Below are 16,238 nucleotides of genomic sequence, written 5' to 3'. Positions count from 1 at the left end.
CTGTATCGCTCGACGGACCGCCTCTGTCGTTGTGGCGCTCCCATGCAGAACCTGGCCCATAGCGCATCCTTTGATTCGGAAGATAAGGATGCCCCATCAAAGCCTGGGATCAAACATCTAGTCTGCAGCGTGTCGATGCCACGACCAAAAATCCAGTTCAGCACTGAGCCCAGCGTGTTGCCACGCGTGGCGACTAATGTTCGAAAGGCTCTCCCAGCGAAGCCACGCCGTTGAGCTTGAGCAGGCGCCGGTTCGAGGAAATGACGCCCAGCACTACGATTGTCACGAGATAAGGCAGGCTCGACAGAAGTTGCGAGGAAATGTCGAGCCCGGTCGCCTGGGCCGCGAGGCTTGCGAGGGAGACGGCGCCGAAGAGGCAGGCACCGAGGAAGATTCGGCCGGTAAGCCAAGTGCCGAAGACCACCAGCGCGATCGCGATCCAGCCGCGTCCGGCGATCATGCCGTCGGCCCACAGCGGTGTGTAGACCACCGACGCATAGGCACCGGCGAACCCTGCAAACGCGCCGCCGAAGGCGACGGCGGCGAAACGCACGGCGATCACCGGATACCCCAGTGCATGGACCGCCTTGGGATTCTCGCCGACCGCCCGCAAGACAAGGCCGGTCTTGGTGTAGGCGAATGTCGCCCAGATGGCGACGGTCGCGGCAAGCGAGAGCCACACCACCACATCCTCGGCGAACAGGCCGCCAACGACCGGGATATCCGAAAGCCATGGCAGTGCAAGTTTCGGCAGGCCTTTGACCGTGAGGCTCTCATAGCTCTTGCCGAACAGTGCCGAAAGGCCTTGGCCGAGTATGCCGATGGCGAGACCCACCGCGACCTGGTTGGCGCGGAATCCCAGCGCGATGATGGCAAAGACGAGGGAAAGAGCCGCGCTGGCGAGGCCGGCGGCGAGGAAGCCCAGGAAATGACCGCCGCCATGATAGACAATGATGAAGGCGATGACCGCCCCCATGGCCATCAGTCCCTCCACGCCGAGATTGAGGACGCCAGCCCGCTCGGCTACCATCTCGCCCAGTGCCGCCAAAAGGAACGGCGTGGCCGCGGCCAGCATTCCGGCGACGATGAATTCGATGGCATTCATGGAGCGTTTCCTTGAGCCGCTTGGCGCCATTCGAACCGGTAGCGGACGAAGGCGATGGCGACGAGATAGGCGAGCAGCAAGCTGCCCTGGAAGACCCGTACCGCGGCGATCGGGAGATTTGCAGAGACCATGGCGTTGTCGCCGCCAATGTAGAGGGCCGCCATGAGCAACGCGGAAAAAATGATGCCTATCGGGTGAAGGCCGCCGAGATAGGCGACGATAATGGCGGCATAGCCGTAGCCGGTCGAGATGGAGCGCTGCAATTGGCCGAGCGGCCCGGCCACTTCGGCCGCCCCTGCGAGGCCTGCGGCAAAGCCGCCTACGAGGAGAGAAAGCCAGATCGCACGTCCTTCGCTAAACCCGGCGTATCCCGCGGCGCGCGGCGCAAGGCCGCCAACCTGCAGCTTGTAGCCGGCGAAACTCCTCTGCATGAAAATCCAGGCCGCGACAGAGAACGCGAATGCGATAAGCAGCGAGACGTTGACCCGGGTTCCAGGGATCAGGATCGGCACCATCGCGTCGTACTGGAACATCACGGACTGCGGGAAATTGAAGCCGGCAGGGTCCTTCCAGGGACCGAGAAGCAGATAGTTGAGCAGTTGCGCGGCAACGAGCGCCAGCATGAGAGAGACGAGAATCTCGTTCGCATTGAGCCGCACGCGCCAGAACGCCGTTATCGAGGCCCAAAGCGCGCCGCCCAGTGCGCCAAGGATGAGCATGGCGGGCCAGATCCACTGGCCGGTTGCCTGCGGGAACCAAATGGGAATGGCTGACGCGAAGATCGCTCCGAGGATGAACTGGCCCTCGGCGCCGATGTTGAAGACCTTGGCCCGAAAGCCGATGGCAAGCCCCTGCGCGATCAAAAGCAGGGGCCCCATCTTGAGCAGGACTTCCGAGAATGAGGTCCAGGAGAGGAAGGGCTCCAGAAGCATCGCATGGAAGACGGCGCCCGGATCGCGGCCCATCAGCATGTAAAGCCCGAGATTGAGCAGCGTCGCCAGGCCGAGCGCCACGGCCGGTGCGACGAGCTTGATTGCCGGCGAGGCGGATTCACGTCGAACCAACACGGGAAGGGAAAGTCGCAACGAAGCGTTCATGCGGGGATCTTTTCGGCCGTCGAATGAGCGCCGATCATGTAACGGCCGATCTCCTCGGGCCTGGTGTCGCGCGTCACCAGCGGCGCGCTCAGCCGGCCTTGATGGATCACCTGGATCGCATCGCAAAGCTCGAACAGTTCCTCGAGTTCCTCCGAGATGACCAGAATGGCCATGCCTTCGTTGCGCAGGGCGACAAGGCGCTGGCGGATGGCGGATGCCGCGCCGACGTCGACGCCCCAGGTTGGTTGCGCCACAAAGAGTAGTTTCGGGGACAACATGATCTCGCGGCCCACGATGAATTTCTGGAGATTGCCTCCCGAAAGCGCCCCGGCCTCGGCTTCGGGACCCGGTGTGCGCACGTCGTACTGCCGCACGCACTCTTCTGTGAAGGCCTTCGCACGGGCCGTGTCGACGAGGCCGCGTCTCAAGAGACCCGAGGGATGGGCGGTCAGCAGGCTGTTGAGGACGAGCGACATTTCGGGCACCGCGCCACGGCCCAGCCGTTCCTCCGGAACGAAGGCGAAGCCCAGCCGCCGGCGGGCTGCCGCATCGAGCGCGCCGACATCCTTTCCCATCATGAAGATACGCTGTGACTTTTCTCGCGGCAGCATCGTCTCGCCCGAGATCAGCGCGGCGAGTTCGCTTTGTCCGTTACCCGAGATGCCGGCGATGCCGAGGATCTCGCCCGCCCGGACCGTCAGGCTGACATCGGAAAGCGCCGCGGCGAAGGGATCGTCGGGCCGATGGTCGAGACCGACGATTTCAAGGCGCTTTTCCCCGCCGGAATGTGCGACAGCCGGCATGGGCTGCAGCATGTCGCGGCCGATCATCATGCGGGCAAGGTCGTGCGCGTCGTGGTCGCGGGGATCCACATTGCCGGTGATGCGACCGCCGCGCAGGATGGTCGCGCGGTCGCAGACCGCGCGGATTTCGTCCAGCTTGTGCGAGATGAAAAGAATGGACACGCCCCCGTCGCGCAGCCGCCGCAATGTCTCGAAAAGCTTCTCCACCGATTGCGGCGGCAGGACGGAGGTCGGTTCGTCGAGGATCAACAGCTGCGGTTGGGTCATCAGGCAGCGGATGATCTCCACCCGCTGCCGCTCACCGACCGAAAGCGCGTGAACATGGGCGAACGGATCGACCTCCAGACCGAAGTCGCGGCCAAGCTTGCTTATGCCTTGTGCGAGGTCCGACTTCCTCCCGGGCACGACCAGCCGGACGTTCTCCACCACCGTCAGCGTCTCGAATAACGAGAAGTGCTGGAAGACCATGCCGATCCCCTTGCGCCGCGCATCCGCCGGGGACGCGAGCGCCAGGGGCTCTCCTTTCCAGTTCACCGTTCCGGCGTCCGGCTGCTCGAGACCGTAGATCAGCTTCATCAGCGTCGACTTGCCCGCCCCATTCTCTCCCAGAATCGCATGGATCGAGCGCGGAGCCACGTCCAGATCGATGTCCTGATTGGCATGGATCTGGCCGTAGCTCTTGGAAATGCCGCGCAGCGACAGGAGTGGAGCGGTCATGGTTACTTTGGTAACGGCGTGGTGACACCCTTGACGTGCCAGTCCATGGCCACGACCTCGGCCACGGTCATCGTCTTGCCGGCGGGGACACCTTCGCTGCCATCGGCCTTGGCGATCGGACCGGTGAAGGGCGAGAAGCTGCCGTCGGCGATCTTGGCTTCGATTTCCTTGATCTTGGTCATGGTGTCGGCCGGGATGCCTGGGTTCCAGTCGACGACTTCGACGACCTTCTCCCCGACACCCAGGAAGGCGCTGGCGCCCTTGAAGGTACCGGCAAGGTGGGCGTCGACCGAGGCCTTGAAGAAGGGCGACCAATCGGTCGCAACGCAGCCAAGATAGGCCTTTGGCGCGTATTTCTTCATCGACGAGTTGAGGTTGAAGGACGGAATGCCAGCCTCTTCGCAAGCCGCAACGACGGAAGGCGTGTCCTGCGCGTTGGAGAAGATGACGTCGCATTTCTGCGCCAACAGCGCCTTGGCGGCTTCCTGCTCCTTGGCCGGGTCGAACCAGGAGTTCACCCATACGACGGAGACCTCGACATCTGGCTTCACGGCCTGAGCTCCGAGCGCGAACGCGTTGATGGAGGTGATCAGTTCAGGAATGGCGAAGGCCGAAACCGAGGCGAGCTTGCCGGTCTTCGAAAGCGCGGCCGCCGCCATGCCCATCAGGTAGGTGCCCTGCGAATATTGGGCCGCGAAGGGTGAGAAGTTCGGCGCTACCTGAAATCCTGAAGCGTGCAGCACGGTGACGTCGGGATTGCGACGCGCGATCTGTAGGGCGCCGTTCTGATAGCCGAAGGAGCCGGCGATCAGGAACTTGTTCCCGTCCGCGACCGCCTTGTTCATGATTCGGTCGGCGTCAGGGCCTTCCTGAATGTTTTCGAGGATGGTGACCTTCACCTTGTCGCCGTAAGCAGCCTTGACCGGTTCGAGCCCGTCGGCCAGCGCACGGCCCCAGCCGACGTCGCCGACCGGCGAGGGGACCACGAGCACGATGCCCAGCGGTCCGTCGGCGGCGAGCACGCGGCTGCCCACCGCTGCGACAAGCCCGGTAGCGGCAGCGCCCTTCATCAATGTTCTGCGGGTAAGATTTGTCAGCATGTCGGTTCCCCTTGCTTTTGGTTTTGGCTGCTAGAATTCCACGGTGGCGAGCGCCGCCTCGGCTTGCGCGAACAGCCTCGCTTCGTCGAGCCCCGGTAACTCTCCCGTGGCCCAGACGATGCGGCCGTTGATCATCGTCATGTCGGTCGGCGTGCCGATGCCCACCTTGGCAAGCAGGCTCAGCGGATCATGCCGCGTGCCGACATAGTCCATTCGCCGCGTATCGATGGCGAAAAGATCAGCCGCCATGCCGGGCGAAAGCCTGCCGATGTCGCTGCGCCCGAGCAGCGCCGCGCCACCGGTCGTCGCATAGCCGAGGAAGTCGGCCGGCGGCGGAACAGGGTGGTCGCGTGTCGACGCCGCAAGGCACTGCAGCATGTAGGCGGAATGGATGCAGTGCATCAGGTTGGAATTGTCATTCGAGGCGGCGCCGTCGCAACCCAGCCCCACGATGAGGCCGAGGGCCGACATCGCCGGTATGTCGGTGATTTCGGCGCCGACGAGATAGACCGGCTCCGGGCAGTGCGCGACGCCGGTGCCGGTAGCGGCCATCTTGCGCAGTTCGTCGTGGCTCAGTTCCCAGCAATGGGCATAGAAGGCATCCGATCCGCTGAACCCGATCTCCGCGCAATAGTCCACCGTGCGCAGGCCGTGGCGGGCTTGCATGACCGGGCTTTCGCCTTCGCCGACATGGGTGTGCATGCGCACCTTGCGGTCGCGCGCCAGCGCCACCGATTCCACGAAGGTCTCGCGATAGCAGTTGACCGGCTGGCAGGGCGCGACGACGACCTGGCGCATGCTGAACCTACCGTCATCATGGTAGGTGTCGATCAGCCGGGCGCAGTCGGCGATGAACTCGTCCGTTGTTTCCAGCATGGCGTCGGGGATGGTCGAGCCTTCCGATTTCGGCAGCGTGTTGCCGCCACGTCCCGCATGGAAGCGCATGCCGAGCAGCTCTGCCGCCTCGAATTGCCGGTCGATCAGCCTTTTGCCGGCATGCCGCGGAAAGCAGTACTGATGGTCGAAGGCCGTGGTGCAGCCATGCTTGATCAACTCGGCCATGGCCGTGACCGATGCGTGGTAGAAGCACTCCTCGGTCAGCCGCGAGAAGATGGGATAGATGCGGTCGAGCCATTCGATGACCGACAGCTTCGTCCAGTCCAGATCAGCACGGTTGCGCACGAAGCACTGGAAGAAATGGTGATGGGTGTTGACGAGACCGGGATAGACGAACCAGCCGGTGGCGTCCCGCGCGATGGTCCCGACCGGCAACTCCCCCTTGTCGAGGGCTTCGCCGATGGAGCGTATCGCCGGGCCGTCGGTCAACACATCGACATTGCGGCGGACGTGCGGACCGTTGCCATCGTCCACGATGACCGCAGCGCAGTTCTTCAACAGATAACCCGCCACGTCAGGCCTCGCCTCCTTCAGGGCCGGGCTCGGGTTTGAGCTCGTGCAACCGGTGGATGCCAGGCATCTCGATGAAGCCGTCGAGACTGCGGACCGCCCGTGACCATAGGCGGATCGCGGGATAGGGATCGAGCGAAACTCCGCCGTCGGGCGCCAGCGCCACATAGGGAAAACAGGCGATGTCCGCGACCGTCGGCCGGTCCGAAGCCAAGAAGTTTTGGCCTCGGATACGCTGTTCGATAAGACCGGCTTCCAGTTCCCGCAGGGCCACCGTTCCTTGCCCCCGAAGGGCATCGATATTGCCCGGGCGCAGCAGCATCTCGTGCAGGCGCGCCGCCCCCAGGCTTGCCGTCAGTCGGTGCGAGAACGAAAGCCATTGTTGGACGCGCGCCGCCGGCATGGCCGTATCGTTGCCCAGCCATTGCTGTGCCGCCTTCGCGGCAAGGTAGACAAGCATGGCAGAGGATTCCGTCAGGACAAGGTCGCCGTCCTCGAAGATAGGGATCGAACCGGCCGGATTAAGCGCCATGAGTTCAGGGCCGCGATGCTCGGCCCCCGGATGGAAATCGACGGGCCAGATGTCGAGCTTCACTCCAGCAAGCGCGGCCATCAGGCGCACCTTGTAGCAACTGGGCGACAGCACATAGTCGTAGAGCTTCATTGCGCCACCAGTTGCGCGCCGTAGGTATAGCCATGGCGCTTCAGCCAGCGCCGGTAGGCAACCGAGGTCAGATCGGCTCGCGTGGGAATTTCCATGCCGGGGTCGAGCGGCAGCAACCCCGGAATCTGGTTTTCGAGGATCGACCGGTCCTGGACGAAGATCGTCTGCTGGAAATGGATCAGGTCCGTCATCGGTGTCTCGTCGTCGAACAGCGCCATCCAGGGCCACACGTCACACAGGTCCTCGGCGAGCGGCTGCACGAAAAGCGTGATCACGTCCCATTCACCCGGACGCGGCGGACAGGTCTTGTAGAGGATCGAGCATGTCGGCGCCGGCACGCGATACATGTATTCCGTCGTTATGCCGCCTTCCGCCGACTTGGCGGCCTGCGGCTGGTAGAATCTCACCTGGGTCGCCCAAACCTCGTCTTCGTCCTCACGGATTTCGACCTTGTAGTTCTGGACCTCGGTATGCGGCTCGGAGCCCAATATGTCGGTGTGGACGAACGGAAAATGCGCAATGTCCAGAAAGTTCTCCACCGCGCGCAGTGGCGAGCAGCGCACGCGAACCACGCCGACATCTACAAGCCGGCGGCCGGGCTGGTCGGCCTCGGGGATCGCAAACAGCGGCTTTTGCGGATCGCCGAGCGACGACCAGACATGGCCATAGCGGATGCAGACCGGAAGATGACGTCCGTCGCTCCTTGCGACGGTCGCAGTTCCGTCATCGCCGCGCTTCACCTCGATGGGCTCGCCCATCAGGGCCGTGCTGCGCCCGTGCGCATCGAGCTGGCTGACAAGGCCGACGGGATACCATTCGTCCATCATCGCGTTGCGGGTCATCGGCCTGTCCCGCCGCGCTCGATATGCTCGGCCGCCCGCCGCAGCGCCTCGGCGGCCCTCGACGCGGTGATGCGCTCGTCCGGGTTGCTGTCTTCGTCGATCAGAACATGCATAAGCGTGCGCGCCGGGCTTTCGGGGGCAAGCAGCAGGCGGACGGACGTGTCAGCATTCGTGTAGTCGAGCAGGCCTCCAGCGATGCTGGTACCCGTGGCCTCCTCCAGCGCAACGATGCCTGCTTCAACCGTCATGGAGCGGACCGGCGCGAGCCCCTCGAACCGGGGCGGCCCGCCAGTGGGTTCGCCGGCGGAGATCCAGATGATGCCGCCGCCGTCCTCGACGTGCTGCGTGGCGACACGAACCGTCTCCGGCGGGGTCAGCGCTGGATGAGCCGGAATGCGCACGCAATTTCCGGCCTGGGCATAGCCCCAGCCGTGATAGATGCAGGACAGGGTTTCACCCCGAACGAAGCCGTGGGAAAGGCGCATGCCGCGATGGGGGCATCTGTCGGCAAAGGCGGATACGCGGCCGGAACGGCCTCGCCAAAGCGCGACCCGCCCGGCCGGCGATTGCGCGGGCATTACGGTTCCCGCCGGCAAGTCCGCGGAGAGGGCTACAGGCATCCAGGAGCCGGTCGGATAAGGCGGCATACATCAACTTTCAAACAATCCCGCCATCTTCCCGAACGCGACCGCCCGGTCAAGCTCATGCCAATAGGCGGGGTAACGTTTGCACAATATTTCGTCACTGGCAATAATGCCCAAAAATAGGGCATGGCACCTTTGCAGGCAGAGGCTGCGGATCGAAAACTAGCCTGATTCGCCGGCGACCGGCGCCCGATGGATGGCGTCGACCCAGACATCGATTGGCCCAAGCGAGCATCCCATCTCCATCATGTCGATGAGCTCGGCCGGACCGGCAATCTCGAGTTCGATGCGGCCGGGACCGCCAACGCATATAGCATGCGCGAGCCCGAGCTTGGCGGCATGGCGTTCGATCCAGGGAAGGAAGGATGCCGCCTCGACATCGCCGAGGATCGTCATGCGCTCCCGCCAAGGAGATCGATTTTGCTCGCTCATGGAAGACCTCGGCAAAGAAACAGATATATATCTATCTGCATCGTACTCAATCGCCGAAGCACCTGACCAAAGCGCCATGAACAGGCTGTAGGGGTTTGTGGTCCCTCAATCCTCTGTGACGCCGCAAATTTTCTTATGTGAGTAGGTGTCTGTCGCGACGCCAACGGGAGTGTCATGCGGCGGATCGTCCGCCAGATTGCGACAAAGCCGAGCCGCCACCCGACCTACCCAAGTACCCGGACATGCCGGCCAAGAGACGGCATCACGTTCACGGGGAAGTTGGAGAGGCGTAGCTGGGAAAACGGTCCTCCGGGCCCACCAACTATTGGGGGCGTAGCAGGTCCATGTTGGCGCGAGGCGAAGAAGAACATCAAGGGCGCCGGCTTCCACGCCTCGCCTATTGAAATTGCAACTCGCCCCGAGAAGAGGGCGAAGGAACTCAAGTTCCGGAGCCGTCATGTCCAGCCACTGCAAGCGATCCTCATGGCGCAGCACCATCATCTGGCGGTCGTGGTAAGGCGATGTCGTCGTTGCCAGCCATCGTGAGGATTGCGTAGGCCCGAGGCCAATCGCGCGTCGCTGGCCGCAAAATGCCGGCGAAATAGAAGCAGTGATTATTGGCAAGCCGAAAGCTATAGTTTGGCTTACGCAGCTTTGACAATGGTTTGATCAGGCTGTTGACGTCTCGCGCACGAAATGAGTTGGTGAAACCGCATTCATCCGCAGACGGACCGGAACAAAATCGACGTCACGTACCGCGCTTGGAATCTCGTCAGACATTGGTTCGCGTCCAACTGGCCTTTGCGCTGGGTCAGCGACGGGAACCGTCGAGAGCAGCTTGCGCGTGTAAGGGTGCTGAGGATTGCAGAACACTGACCGGCGGTCGCCGATCTCCACGATTTCTCCCAGATACATCACGGCGACGCGATGCGCGATGCGCTCGACCACCGCGATGTCATGGCTGATGAACAGGGATGGCGATGCCCATGTCGCGCTCAACATCCATCAGCAAGTTGATGACCTGGGCCTGGATCGTAACGTCGAGCGAGGCGACAGCCTCATCGGCGATGAGCAGTCGAGGGTCGAGCGCCAATGACCTGGCGATACAGATACGCTGCCGTTGGCCTCCCGAGAATGCATGGGGGTAGCGTTCGAGGTGTTCTGGCGGCAGATGCACTTTGGCCAGCAGGTCCGCTGCCCGCTGCCCGCTGCCGCAACGCAGCGCCCCGCGCGATGCGGTGAACGCGCATGGGATCCTTCAGGGCCTGCCCAATGGTCATGCGCGGATTGAGAGAGGAAAAAGGGTCTTGGAAGACCATCTGCACCTCGCGCCGGAAGCCGGCCAACTTCGCCCGCCCTACGCCAATGATTTCTTGGCCGTCATAGCGGATGGAGCCGGACACGGGTCTGTCCAACTGCATGATGCTGCGCGCCACAGTCGACTTGCCGCATCCCGATTCTCCGACCAAAGCCAGCGTTTCACCGGGGAAAATGTCGAAGGAAACGCCCTCTACCGCGTGGACACGGCCGGTAATGCCGCCAAAGATGCCGCCCTGCAGGTCAAAACGCGTGACCAGGCGGGGCGCCGATAAGCAAATGCTACGTCGGCGCCGTGCTCCGCCAGTGCTAACGCGATCGCCGCCCCGATGCCCCGCGATCCTCCAGTCACCAATGCACGCTTTCCACTCAGATCGATCATGTGTCCGCCCTTTCCAACTTTTTTCAGGCATCCAGTTGGTTCGCGTAGGATGCGACACCCGCTCGACGGCCTAATCAAGGATTTAAGGTTCGTCATCGGTCCCAATTAGTGTCGAGAAATGCCAAACCGTGTTGCGGGGGGAGGAACGCCGCCCGATGGCTCACAGGGCAGCCATGGCAATCATCCTCAGGAGCGATGGCCCCTTAGTCCTGGAGCATAGGAAGGCACCGGCCCGTTGGGGCCTGGGTAAAGCCTGTCTGGACCCCGACCAGGCTGTTAGCATCGCCTCGGGCGGCCCCTGACGTGCGCTCCGGATAGGTGACACCGCGCCCGCCCGGTTCTGTCCGGGCGTTGGAAGTCGGTTCCTTGGTAAGGCCTTGAACGGTTCGCGTTTTAGGGGTCGAGACCCCAAAGATCCGGGTTCCGTTTGAAATACTCAATCAGCATCTCCGTGAGCATTCGCACTTTACGCGTGGGGCGCTGACCCGGCGGGCGGACGACATAAGCTGCGCCCGGAGGTACCGGATAGCGTGTCATGATCGGGACCAGCGCGCCGGAGACCACGTATTCGTGAGTGATGCAATCGGGCAGCCAGGCAATGCCGAGACCTGCTGCCGCGGCGGCGGCAAGCGCCGTGGCACTATCGGCCTTGAACTTGCCCTGCGGCTGGACGGTAACAATTTTGCTGCCATCCATGAACTGCCAGGCTTCCGTTCCTTGCATGAGTGCCTGATGGATGACGAGTTCGTCCAGAGTCTCAGGTGATCCGTGCGCTTTGATGTAATCCGGACTTGCGACAAGCTTTCCGTGGATCGGCCCGACGCGCTTCGCGACCAGGTTGGAGTCCGAAAGGTAGGCACTCCGGATCGCGCAATCGAAACCCTCTGCGATGAGATCGACGAAGCGATCGCTATAGGAGGTGTGAATGTAGAGCTGCGGGTGCTGGCGCGCCATTTCCGCGAGCACCGAGGCGAAGTGGGTGGGGCCGAAAGTAAGCGGCATGGCAACCCTCAGACGGCCTCGAAGCTCACCGGCTGGAAGGATGGTTTCCCGCGCCGCGTCGATCTCGGCGCTGGCTCGGGCCGCATGGTCTCTGAATATGATCCCTGCTTCTGTGAGCGCCGCGCCACGGGTCGTTCGTGCGAGAAGCTGAACGCCGAGTTCTGCCTCGATCCGGGAAAGCCGCCGACTGACGATTGACTTTGAGACGCCGAGCCGGCGCGCCGCGGCCGATACGCCACCCGTATCGGCCACTGCGACGAATGTCTGTAGATCCTCGATATTCATTTCGCGTTCCTCGTTCCGCGACACAGCTTGCCTGATCATGGCACTATCGCATCATCGAAAGGAACAGCAAATTGGGGTCAGGCAGCGTCGCCTGCTGGCGCATGTCTCCCGTGAACCATTGCCGTCCGTAGCGGCAAAGAAAGGAAGTCCTGATGACCCCTCGTAACGGCGTCGATTCGCTTCTTCGTCCTGAAGACTCGGTACTCGTTCTGATCGACCACCAGCCATACCAGCTCGCAAACCTGAACAGCCACGATCCCCATATGGTCGTCAACAACACGACCGCGCTGGCGAAGCTAGCAAAAGCTTTCAATGTTCCGACCATTCTCACGAGCGTGATCGCGGCGCGCGGTGGGCTTCTCTTCAAGCAGATCACCGACGTATTTCCGGATCAGGAAGTCATCGATCGCACCTGGGTGAACACCTGGCAGGACGAGAATGTGGTGAACGTCGTCAAGGCGACCGGCCGCAAGCAACTGCTCATCGCCGGTCTGTGGACCGAGGTCTGCGTCGCAATGCCTGTGATCCAGGCCGCCGGCGAAGGCTGGGACGTGACGGTGATCACCGACGCGTCGGGCGGGATTTCGAAGGAGTCTCACGAAGTTGCCATCCAGCGAATGATCTCGGCCGGGGCGAACGTAATGACCGTGATGGCGCTCGCTGGCGAATGGCAACGCGATTGGGCGCGCACCGAGCATGTCGAGGAGTTGACCGAGATTCTCATCCAGCACTTCGGCGGCAGCGGCATAGCGTATCTCTGGGAGCAGCAGCTTCTCAACACGCCGGTAGCTGGCTGATCCCGGCCGGGATGGCGAGCGTTTCGGCGAGGGGGTCGGAATCGATCCGTTTGCCGGACCTCGCCGTCCCCAAGGGCCTGGTTGGAGGGTTGTGCTGGTCCACTTTCAGGCGACATGTTCAGGTTCGCAGTTTGCCAACCCAACGCCACTGTCAACTGCGAAGGCCGTCACGGATGGACGAGAAATAGTGGTCGGTTCCTACCTGCCCGCCCTTCAGCGCAACCTCCAGCCCGTCAATGGCTTTGACGTGCGAATGAGCAACGCAAAGTGGTGAACCAGGCGAGGCGGGCAGAGGCATCCTGACGGTCAGCGCGTCGACGCCCATTTGCCCTAGCGCATGGCTTGACGTGTCACCGCCGGCAATGACCACGCGCCGCAAGCTCTGCTCGTCAGTCAATTGGCGCAGCAGCGCACCAAGGCCGCGGCCAAGTTTGTGGCGGGCGCCTTCCTGCCGGTCGATTTCGGCGCCCCTGTCGGCTGCGGGGCCAAGCGCGGTGTAGAGGATGACGCTTCGCCCAGCTTGCAGGCTGGCGCGGCCGCTTGCCGCCGCACGCTTGATCGCCGGCTCTGAACCCTCCGAAACCAGCTCGACAGGATCGACCTCGATGCCGTCGAAGCCGTCGCTCAGGGCATGGCGGATCTGTCGTTCGGTGGTCGGCGAACAACTGCCCGACACGACGGCGATCCGGTCCGCGGCGCCCGGCGGCGTGAAGCCGGGTCCGGCGCCGACGATGTCATTCGACGCCCATTCGGCCAGCAATGCATACTCGATGCCGGACGAGCCAGCGACAAAAGAGCCGCCCGGCTTGCGCATGCGCCAGATCTCTTTGCCTGCAAGGGCCTGAGTCTCCCGACTGTCGACGTCGACAAGCACGATGGCCGTGCCATTGTCCACGAAGCGATTGAATACCTGCGACCGCTGCTCCGACTGCAGGGTCGCAAGGTCGATCAACCCCGATTTGAGATCCGTCTGCCGCGACAGATGGATCAGCAGGTCCGATTCATCCATCGGCGTCGTCGGGTGGCGGCTCATCACCGGATGGCGGTCGATGCGGAAATATTGGTCACGATAGGCAGCGAACAGATGGCCAAAGGCGGTGTATCGCTTGAGCTGCGGCGCGCCGACCAGCAGAGGCACGCTATCCTGTTTGAAGACCTCGCGGCCAATCTCGATCGCCAGGCCGATGCTGCCAATCGTCGGGCTGGAATCGAAGGTCGAACAGACCTTGTAGTGGCAGATTTCGGCTTTCAGCATCTTCAGCCAGGCGAAGGCGTCGCGCAGATGCGTGTCCATCCAGTGTGGCGTCTCGCTGCGGCTGGTGCCGGCCAACCCGACCGCCTGGCAATGCTTGAATTGGGCAAGCAGAGCCTCGTCCGGCTGCCTCATGAACAGCACCGTCTGGACGCCGCCGAGCTCCAGCGCTTCCATGACGTCGGTTGAGCCGGTGAGGTCGTCGCCATAGTAGCTGAGCAGCAGGTTCTGCATGACCTCAGGCCGCCTTGCCGTCGCCGAACTTTTCGATCGACCGTGCCAGTTCGGGGTGGATCAGGGCGAAGTTCGCCAGCGGTATGCCGTCGACCGCCGCTTGCCAGGCTTGCTGGACGGCGCGCACGCCGGCGCCTGGCCCGTCCGGATGGCTGACGATGCCGCCGCCGCAGAGATAGAGCAGGTCGACCGTGCGGCCGGTTCGTTCGTAGGTCTCGGGCGCCTGTCCGCCCCACTGGCCGGAACCTGCTACCGGCAGCGCACAATCATCAGGCGAAAAGATCGGCGTCGTCACTGCCTTGAAGGATTCGATGAAGGATGCATCCGGCTCCCAGTATTTTGAAGAGATGCCATTGATCTGGAACTGATCGACGCCGAGCAATCGCCAGAACTGCTGCCAGACCTTGAAATCCATGCCGAGGCCGGGGTGGCGGGTGAGGATGTCCCAGCCGTTGCGATGGGCGTGCAGCACCAGGCTGGAGCGTTTTCTTAAATAGGCCATGCCGCCGAAGCCGATGGAGTTGATGTTGATCACCGCGCAATTGCCGCCAGCCTTCGCTACCACGTCGTGGTTACGCATCATCTCGTCCGGATCGGCATGCGAGATGCCGAAGGCGTACATCACCTTCTTGCCGGTCTTCTGCTCGTGGTCGAGGATGAGTGGCATGATCGCCTTCACCCGCTCGGCCAGCGGCGAATAGGCCGGGCTCATCAGCTTTTCGTCATCCTTGATGAAATCGACACCGGCGGCGATCAATTCACCGACCATCTCGGCTGTCTCATGCGGCCTCAGCCCCAGCGCCGGCTTGACGATGGTGCCGATGATGGGACGGCCCTCGACGCCGGTCAGCTTGCGGCTGCCGGCGACGCCGAACTGCGGGCCGGGATGGGCGCCGCGATAGTCATCAGGCAGCCTCATGTCGACGATGCGGATGCCCGACAGGCCCTTGATCGAATACGTTCCACCGATGGCGATGGTCATGAGCGCCGACAGGTCGGTACCGATCGCGTCGAACGGGAAGGAGATGTCGACATCGGCGCGCTTGAAAGGCCCGCCGCCGGCCTCGGGAATGGACGGTTGCTCCGCATCTGGCAGAGGCCGGATCGCCAGCACTCGCGCCGCCACGCGGGCCTTCAACTCTTCGGTCTCGCCGGGTAGGGCAACGAAGGTGCCGGTCGACTGGTCGCTGGCGATTTTGGCCGCCAGCGCTTCGATGTTGCCTGGCGTTTCGATGCGATAGGTGAAGGTGATCATGGGAAGGCCGGCCGGGTCGAAAAGGGTCCGAAAATAGTTTCGTCACATCTGAATTCTGGTATAATGAGTACATAAGTATTGCAAGCAAATATCCCACTTCGCGCAGCGAGGGGCGGGCAAAGTGCAGGCATTCCGGGAATCGCACCGGCAGTGCTAAACAGGAACCGGGCCAGGGAGTGATTCGTCACGATGAACCGTTCGGAGCCGATCGTCCGGCGCAAACTTTCCGACGAAGTCTTTGCAAGGCTGAAGCGGCTGATCACCAGCGGCGAGTTGCAGCCGGGCGACGACATGCCGTCGGAGCGCGAATTGATGGAGCGCTTCGAGGTTGGTCGGCCTGCCATCCGCGAGGCGATGCAGGCGCTGAGCAATATGGGCCTCGTCGCCATTTCGCATGGCGAGCGCGCCAAGGTGCTGCAGCTCACCGCCAAGTCGATCATCAGACAGGTCGACGGCGCGGCCAAGATCATCCTGTCCTCGTCGAGGGACACGCTAGAGCACCTCAAGACCGCGCGCATCTTCTTCGAGCGCGGTATGGTCAGGGAAGCTGCGGAGAAGGCCACCGTCGAGGATGTGCAGCGGCTCAAGGCAACCGTTGCCGAGCAGCGTGCCGCGCGAGGTGATTCCGAAACCTTCATTTCCGCCGACATGAAATTCCACACCCAGATCGCGACGATATCGGGCAACCCGATCTATGTCGCCGTCAGCGAGGCGATGCTCGGCTGGCTGAAGGAATATCATACCGAAATGCTGATCTGGACCGGCAAGGAACAGTTCACGCTGACCGAGCACGAAGAGATCATCGACCGCATCGAGAAGAAGGATGCCGATGGCGCCGAGAAGGCGATGATCAAGCATCTGGAGCGCTCGCGCGCCCTCTATGTGATGAATTCTGAAAAGTAA

The 16,238-nt window shown here is 62.7% G+C and carries 16 protein-coding genes and 3 pseudogenes; 3 read left to right on the top strand and 16 right to left on the bottom strand.

What is annotated here, in order from left to right; translation table 11 throughout:
- Positions 1-193 precede the first annotated feature (193 nt).
- The 10 genes from A3AU_RS0125815 to A3AU_RS1000000140510 all read right to left on the bottom strand — a co-directional run bounded on the left by A3AU_RS0125815 (position 194) and on the right by A3AU_RS1000000140510 (position 9,759).
- The gene (locus A3AU_RS0125815) at positions 194-1,105 is read right to left on the bottom strand and encodes an ABC transporter permease (RefSeq protein ID WP_027055460.1); all 912 of its coding nucleotides are present in this window, start codon (positions 1,103-1,105) and stop codon (positions 194-196) included.
- Complete coding sequence (locus A3AU_RS0125810) at positions 1,102-2,202, bottom strand: ABC transporter permease (protein WP_027055459.1); 1,101 nt, start codon at positions 2,200-2,202, stop codon at positions 1,102-1,104. Before A3AU_RS0125810 ends, A3AU_RS0125815 begins: the two co-directional genes overlap by 4 nt.
- Positions 2,199-3,722, bottom strand: coding sequence for an ABC transporter ATP-binding protein (locus A3AU_RS0125805; protein ID WP_027055458.1), 1,524 nt, complete (start codon positions 3,720-3,722; stop codon positions 2,199-2,201). The genes A3AU_RS0125810 and A3AU_RS0125805 overlap by 4 nt, the downstream gene beginning before the upstream one ends.
- Positions 3,723-3,724: 2 nt before the next feature.
- On the bottom strand, positions 3,725-4,819 hold the full coding sequence (locus A3AU_RS0125800; protein ID WP_027055457.1) for a BMP family ABC transporter substrate-binding protein: 1,095 nt from the start codon (positions 4,817-4,819) through the stop codon (positions 3,725-3,727).
- 33 nt (positions 4,820-4,852) lie between these two features.
- Positions 4,853-6,232 (bottom strand): amidohydrolase, encoded by a 1,380-nt coding sequence (locus A3AU_RS0125795; RefSeq protein WP_027055456.1) that lies wholly within the window; start codon positions 6,230-6,232, stop codon positions 4,853-4,855.
- 1 nt (position 6,233) lies between these two features.
- A complete protein-coding gene (locus A3AU_RS0125790; protein ID WP_027055455.1) occupies positions 6,234-6,893 on the bottom strand; it encodes a glutathione S-transferase family protein in 660 nt (219 codons plus the stop codon).
- Positions 6,890-7,735 (bottom strand): aromatic ring-hydroxylating oxygenase subunit alpha, encoded by an 846-nt coding sequence (locus tag A3AU_RS0125785; protein WP_027055454.1) that lies wholly within the window; start codon positions 7,733-7,735, stop codon positions 6,890-6,892. The genes A3AU_RS0125790 and A3AU_RS0125785 overlap by 4 nt, the downstream gene beginning before the upstream one ends.
- On the bottom strand, positions 7,732-8,382 hold the full coding sequence (locus A3AU_RS01000000136110; protein ID WP_027055453.1) for a Rieske 2Fe-2S domain-containing protein: 651 nt from the start codon (positions 8,380-8,382) through the stop codon (positions 7,732-7,734). Before A3AU_RS01000000136110 ends, A3AU_RS0125785 begins: the two co-directional genes overlap by 4 nt.
- Before the next feature lie 159 nt (positions 8,383-8,541).
- Positions 8,542-8,811 (bottom strand): acylphosphatase, encoded by a 270-nt coding sequence (locus A3AU_RS0125775; RefSeq protein WP_027055452.1) that lies wholly within the window; start codon positions 8,809-8,811, stop codon positions 8,542-8,544.
- Positions 8,812-9,480: 669 nt separating this feature from the next.
- Complete coding sequence (locus tag A3AU_RS1000000140510) at positions 9,481-9,759, bottom strand: ABC transporter ATP-binding protein (protein WP_245235573.1); 279 nt, start codon at positions 9,757-9,759, stop codon at positions 9,481-9,483.
- Here A3AU_RS1000000140510 and A3AU_RS1000000140505 point away from each other — a divergent pair.
- Positions 9,746-9,907, top strand: a complete 162-nt coding sequence (locus tag A3AU_RS1000000140505) for a hypothetical protein (protein WP_245235574.1) — start codon at positions 9,746-9,748, stop codon at positions 9,905-9,907. The genes A3AU_RS1000000140510 and A3AU_RS1000000140505 overlap by 14 nt on opposite strands.
- Positions 9,908-9,922: 15 nt before the next feature.
- On the opposite strand, the pseudogene A3AU_RS1000000140805 reads toward A3AU_RS1000000140505, so the two are convergent.
- The 4 genes and pseudogenes from A3AU_RS1000000140805 to A3AU_RS0125755 form a co-directional block, all read right to left on the bottom strand.
- Positions 9,923-9,988 (bottom strand): annotated as a pseudogene (locus tag A3AU_RS1000000140805) (hypothetical protein); the annotation flags it as partial.
- 133 nt (positions 9,989-10,121) lie between these two features.
- Positions 10,122-10,280, bottom strand: a pseudogene (locus tag A3AU_RS1000000140800) (ATP-binding cassette domain-containing protein); the annotation flags it as partial.
- Between the two features lie 107 nt (positions 10,281-10,387).
- Positions 10,388-10,510 (bottom strand): annotated as a pseudogene (locus A3AU_RS1000000139130) (SDR family NAD(P)-dependent oxidoreductase); the annotation flags it as partial.
- Between the two features lie 393 nt (positions 10,511-10,903).
- The gene (locus A3AU_RS0125755; RefSeq protein WP_027055450.1) at positions 10,904-11,797 is read right to left on the bottom strand and encodes a LysR family transcriptional regulator; all 894 of its coding nucleotides are present in this window, start codon (positions 11,795-11,797) and stop codon (positions 10,904-10,906) included.
- 152 nt (positions 11,798-11,949) lie between these two features.
- Between A3AU_RS0125755 and A3AU_RS0125750 the strand changes: the two genes are divergently transcribed.
- Entirely contained in the window at positions 11,950-12,594 is a 645-nt protein-coding gene (locus tag A3AU_RS0125750; RefSeq protein ID WP_027055449.1) for a hydrolase, read from the top strand.
- Between the two features lie 151 nt (positions 12,595-12,745).
- On the opposite strand, the gene A3AU_RS0125745 is transcribed toward A3AU_RS0125750, so the two are convergent.
- Positions 12,746-14,080 carry a four-carbon acid sugar kinase family protein gene (locus A3AU_RS0125745; RefSeq protein WP_027055448.1) on the bottom strand — a complete coding sequence of 445 codons (1,335 nt, stop codon included), beginning with the start codon at positions 14,078-14,080 and terminating at the stop codon, positions 12,746-12,748.
- 4 nt (positions 14,081-14,084) lie between these two features.
- Positions 14,085-15,335, bottom strand: coding sequence for a 3-oxo-isoapionate-4-phosphate decarboxylase OiaX (gene oiaX, locus A3AU_RS0125740; RefSeq protein ID WP_027055447.1), 1,251 nt, complete (start codon positions 15,333-15,335; stop codon positions 14,085-14,087).
- Positions 15,336-15,524: 189 nt separating this feature from the next.
- Here oiaX and A3AU_RS0125735 point away from each other — a divergent pair, with 189 nt between their 5' ends.
- Positions 15,525-16,238, top strand: coding sequence for a transcriptional regulator NanR (locus A3AU_RS0125735; RefSeq protein ID WP_027055446.1), 714 nt, complete (start codon positions 15,525-15,527; stop codon positions 16,236-16,238).

It is taken from the genome of Mesorhizobium erdmanii USDA 3471 (genome assembly GCF_000472705.1).
Classification (GTDB): domain Bacteria; phylum Pseudomonadota; class Alphaproteobacteria; order Rhizobiales; family Rhizobiaceae; genus Mesorhizobium; species Mesorhizobium erdmanii.
This window is presented reverse-complemented; position numbering and strand designations above follow the sequence as displayed.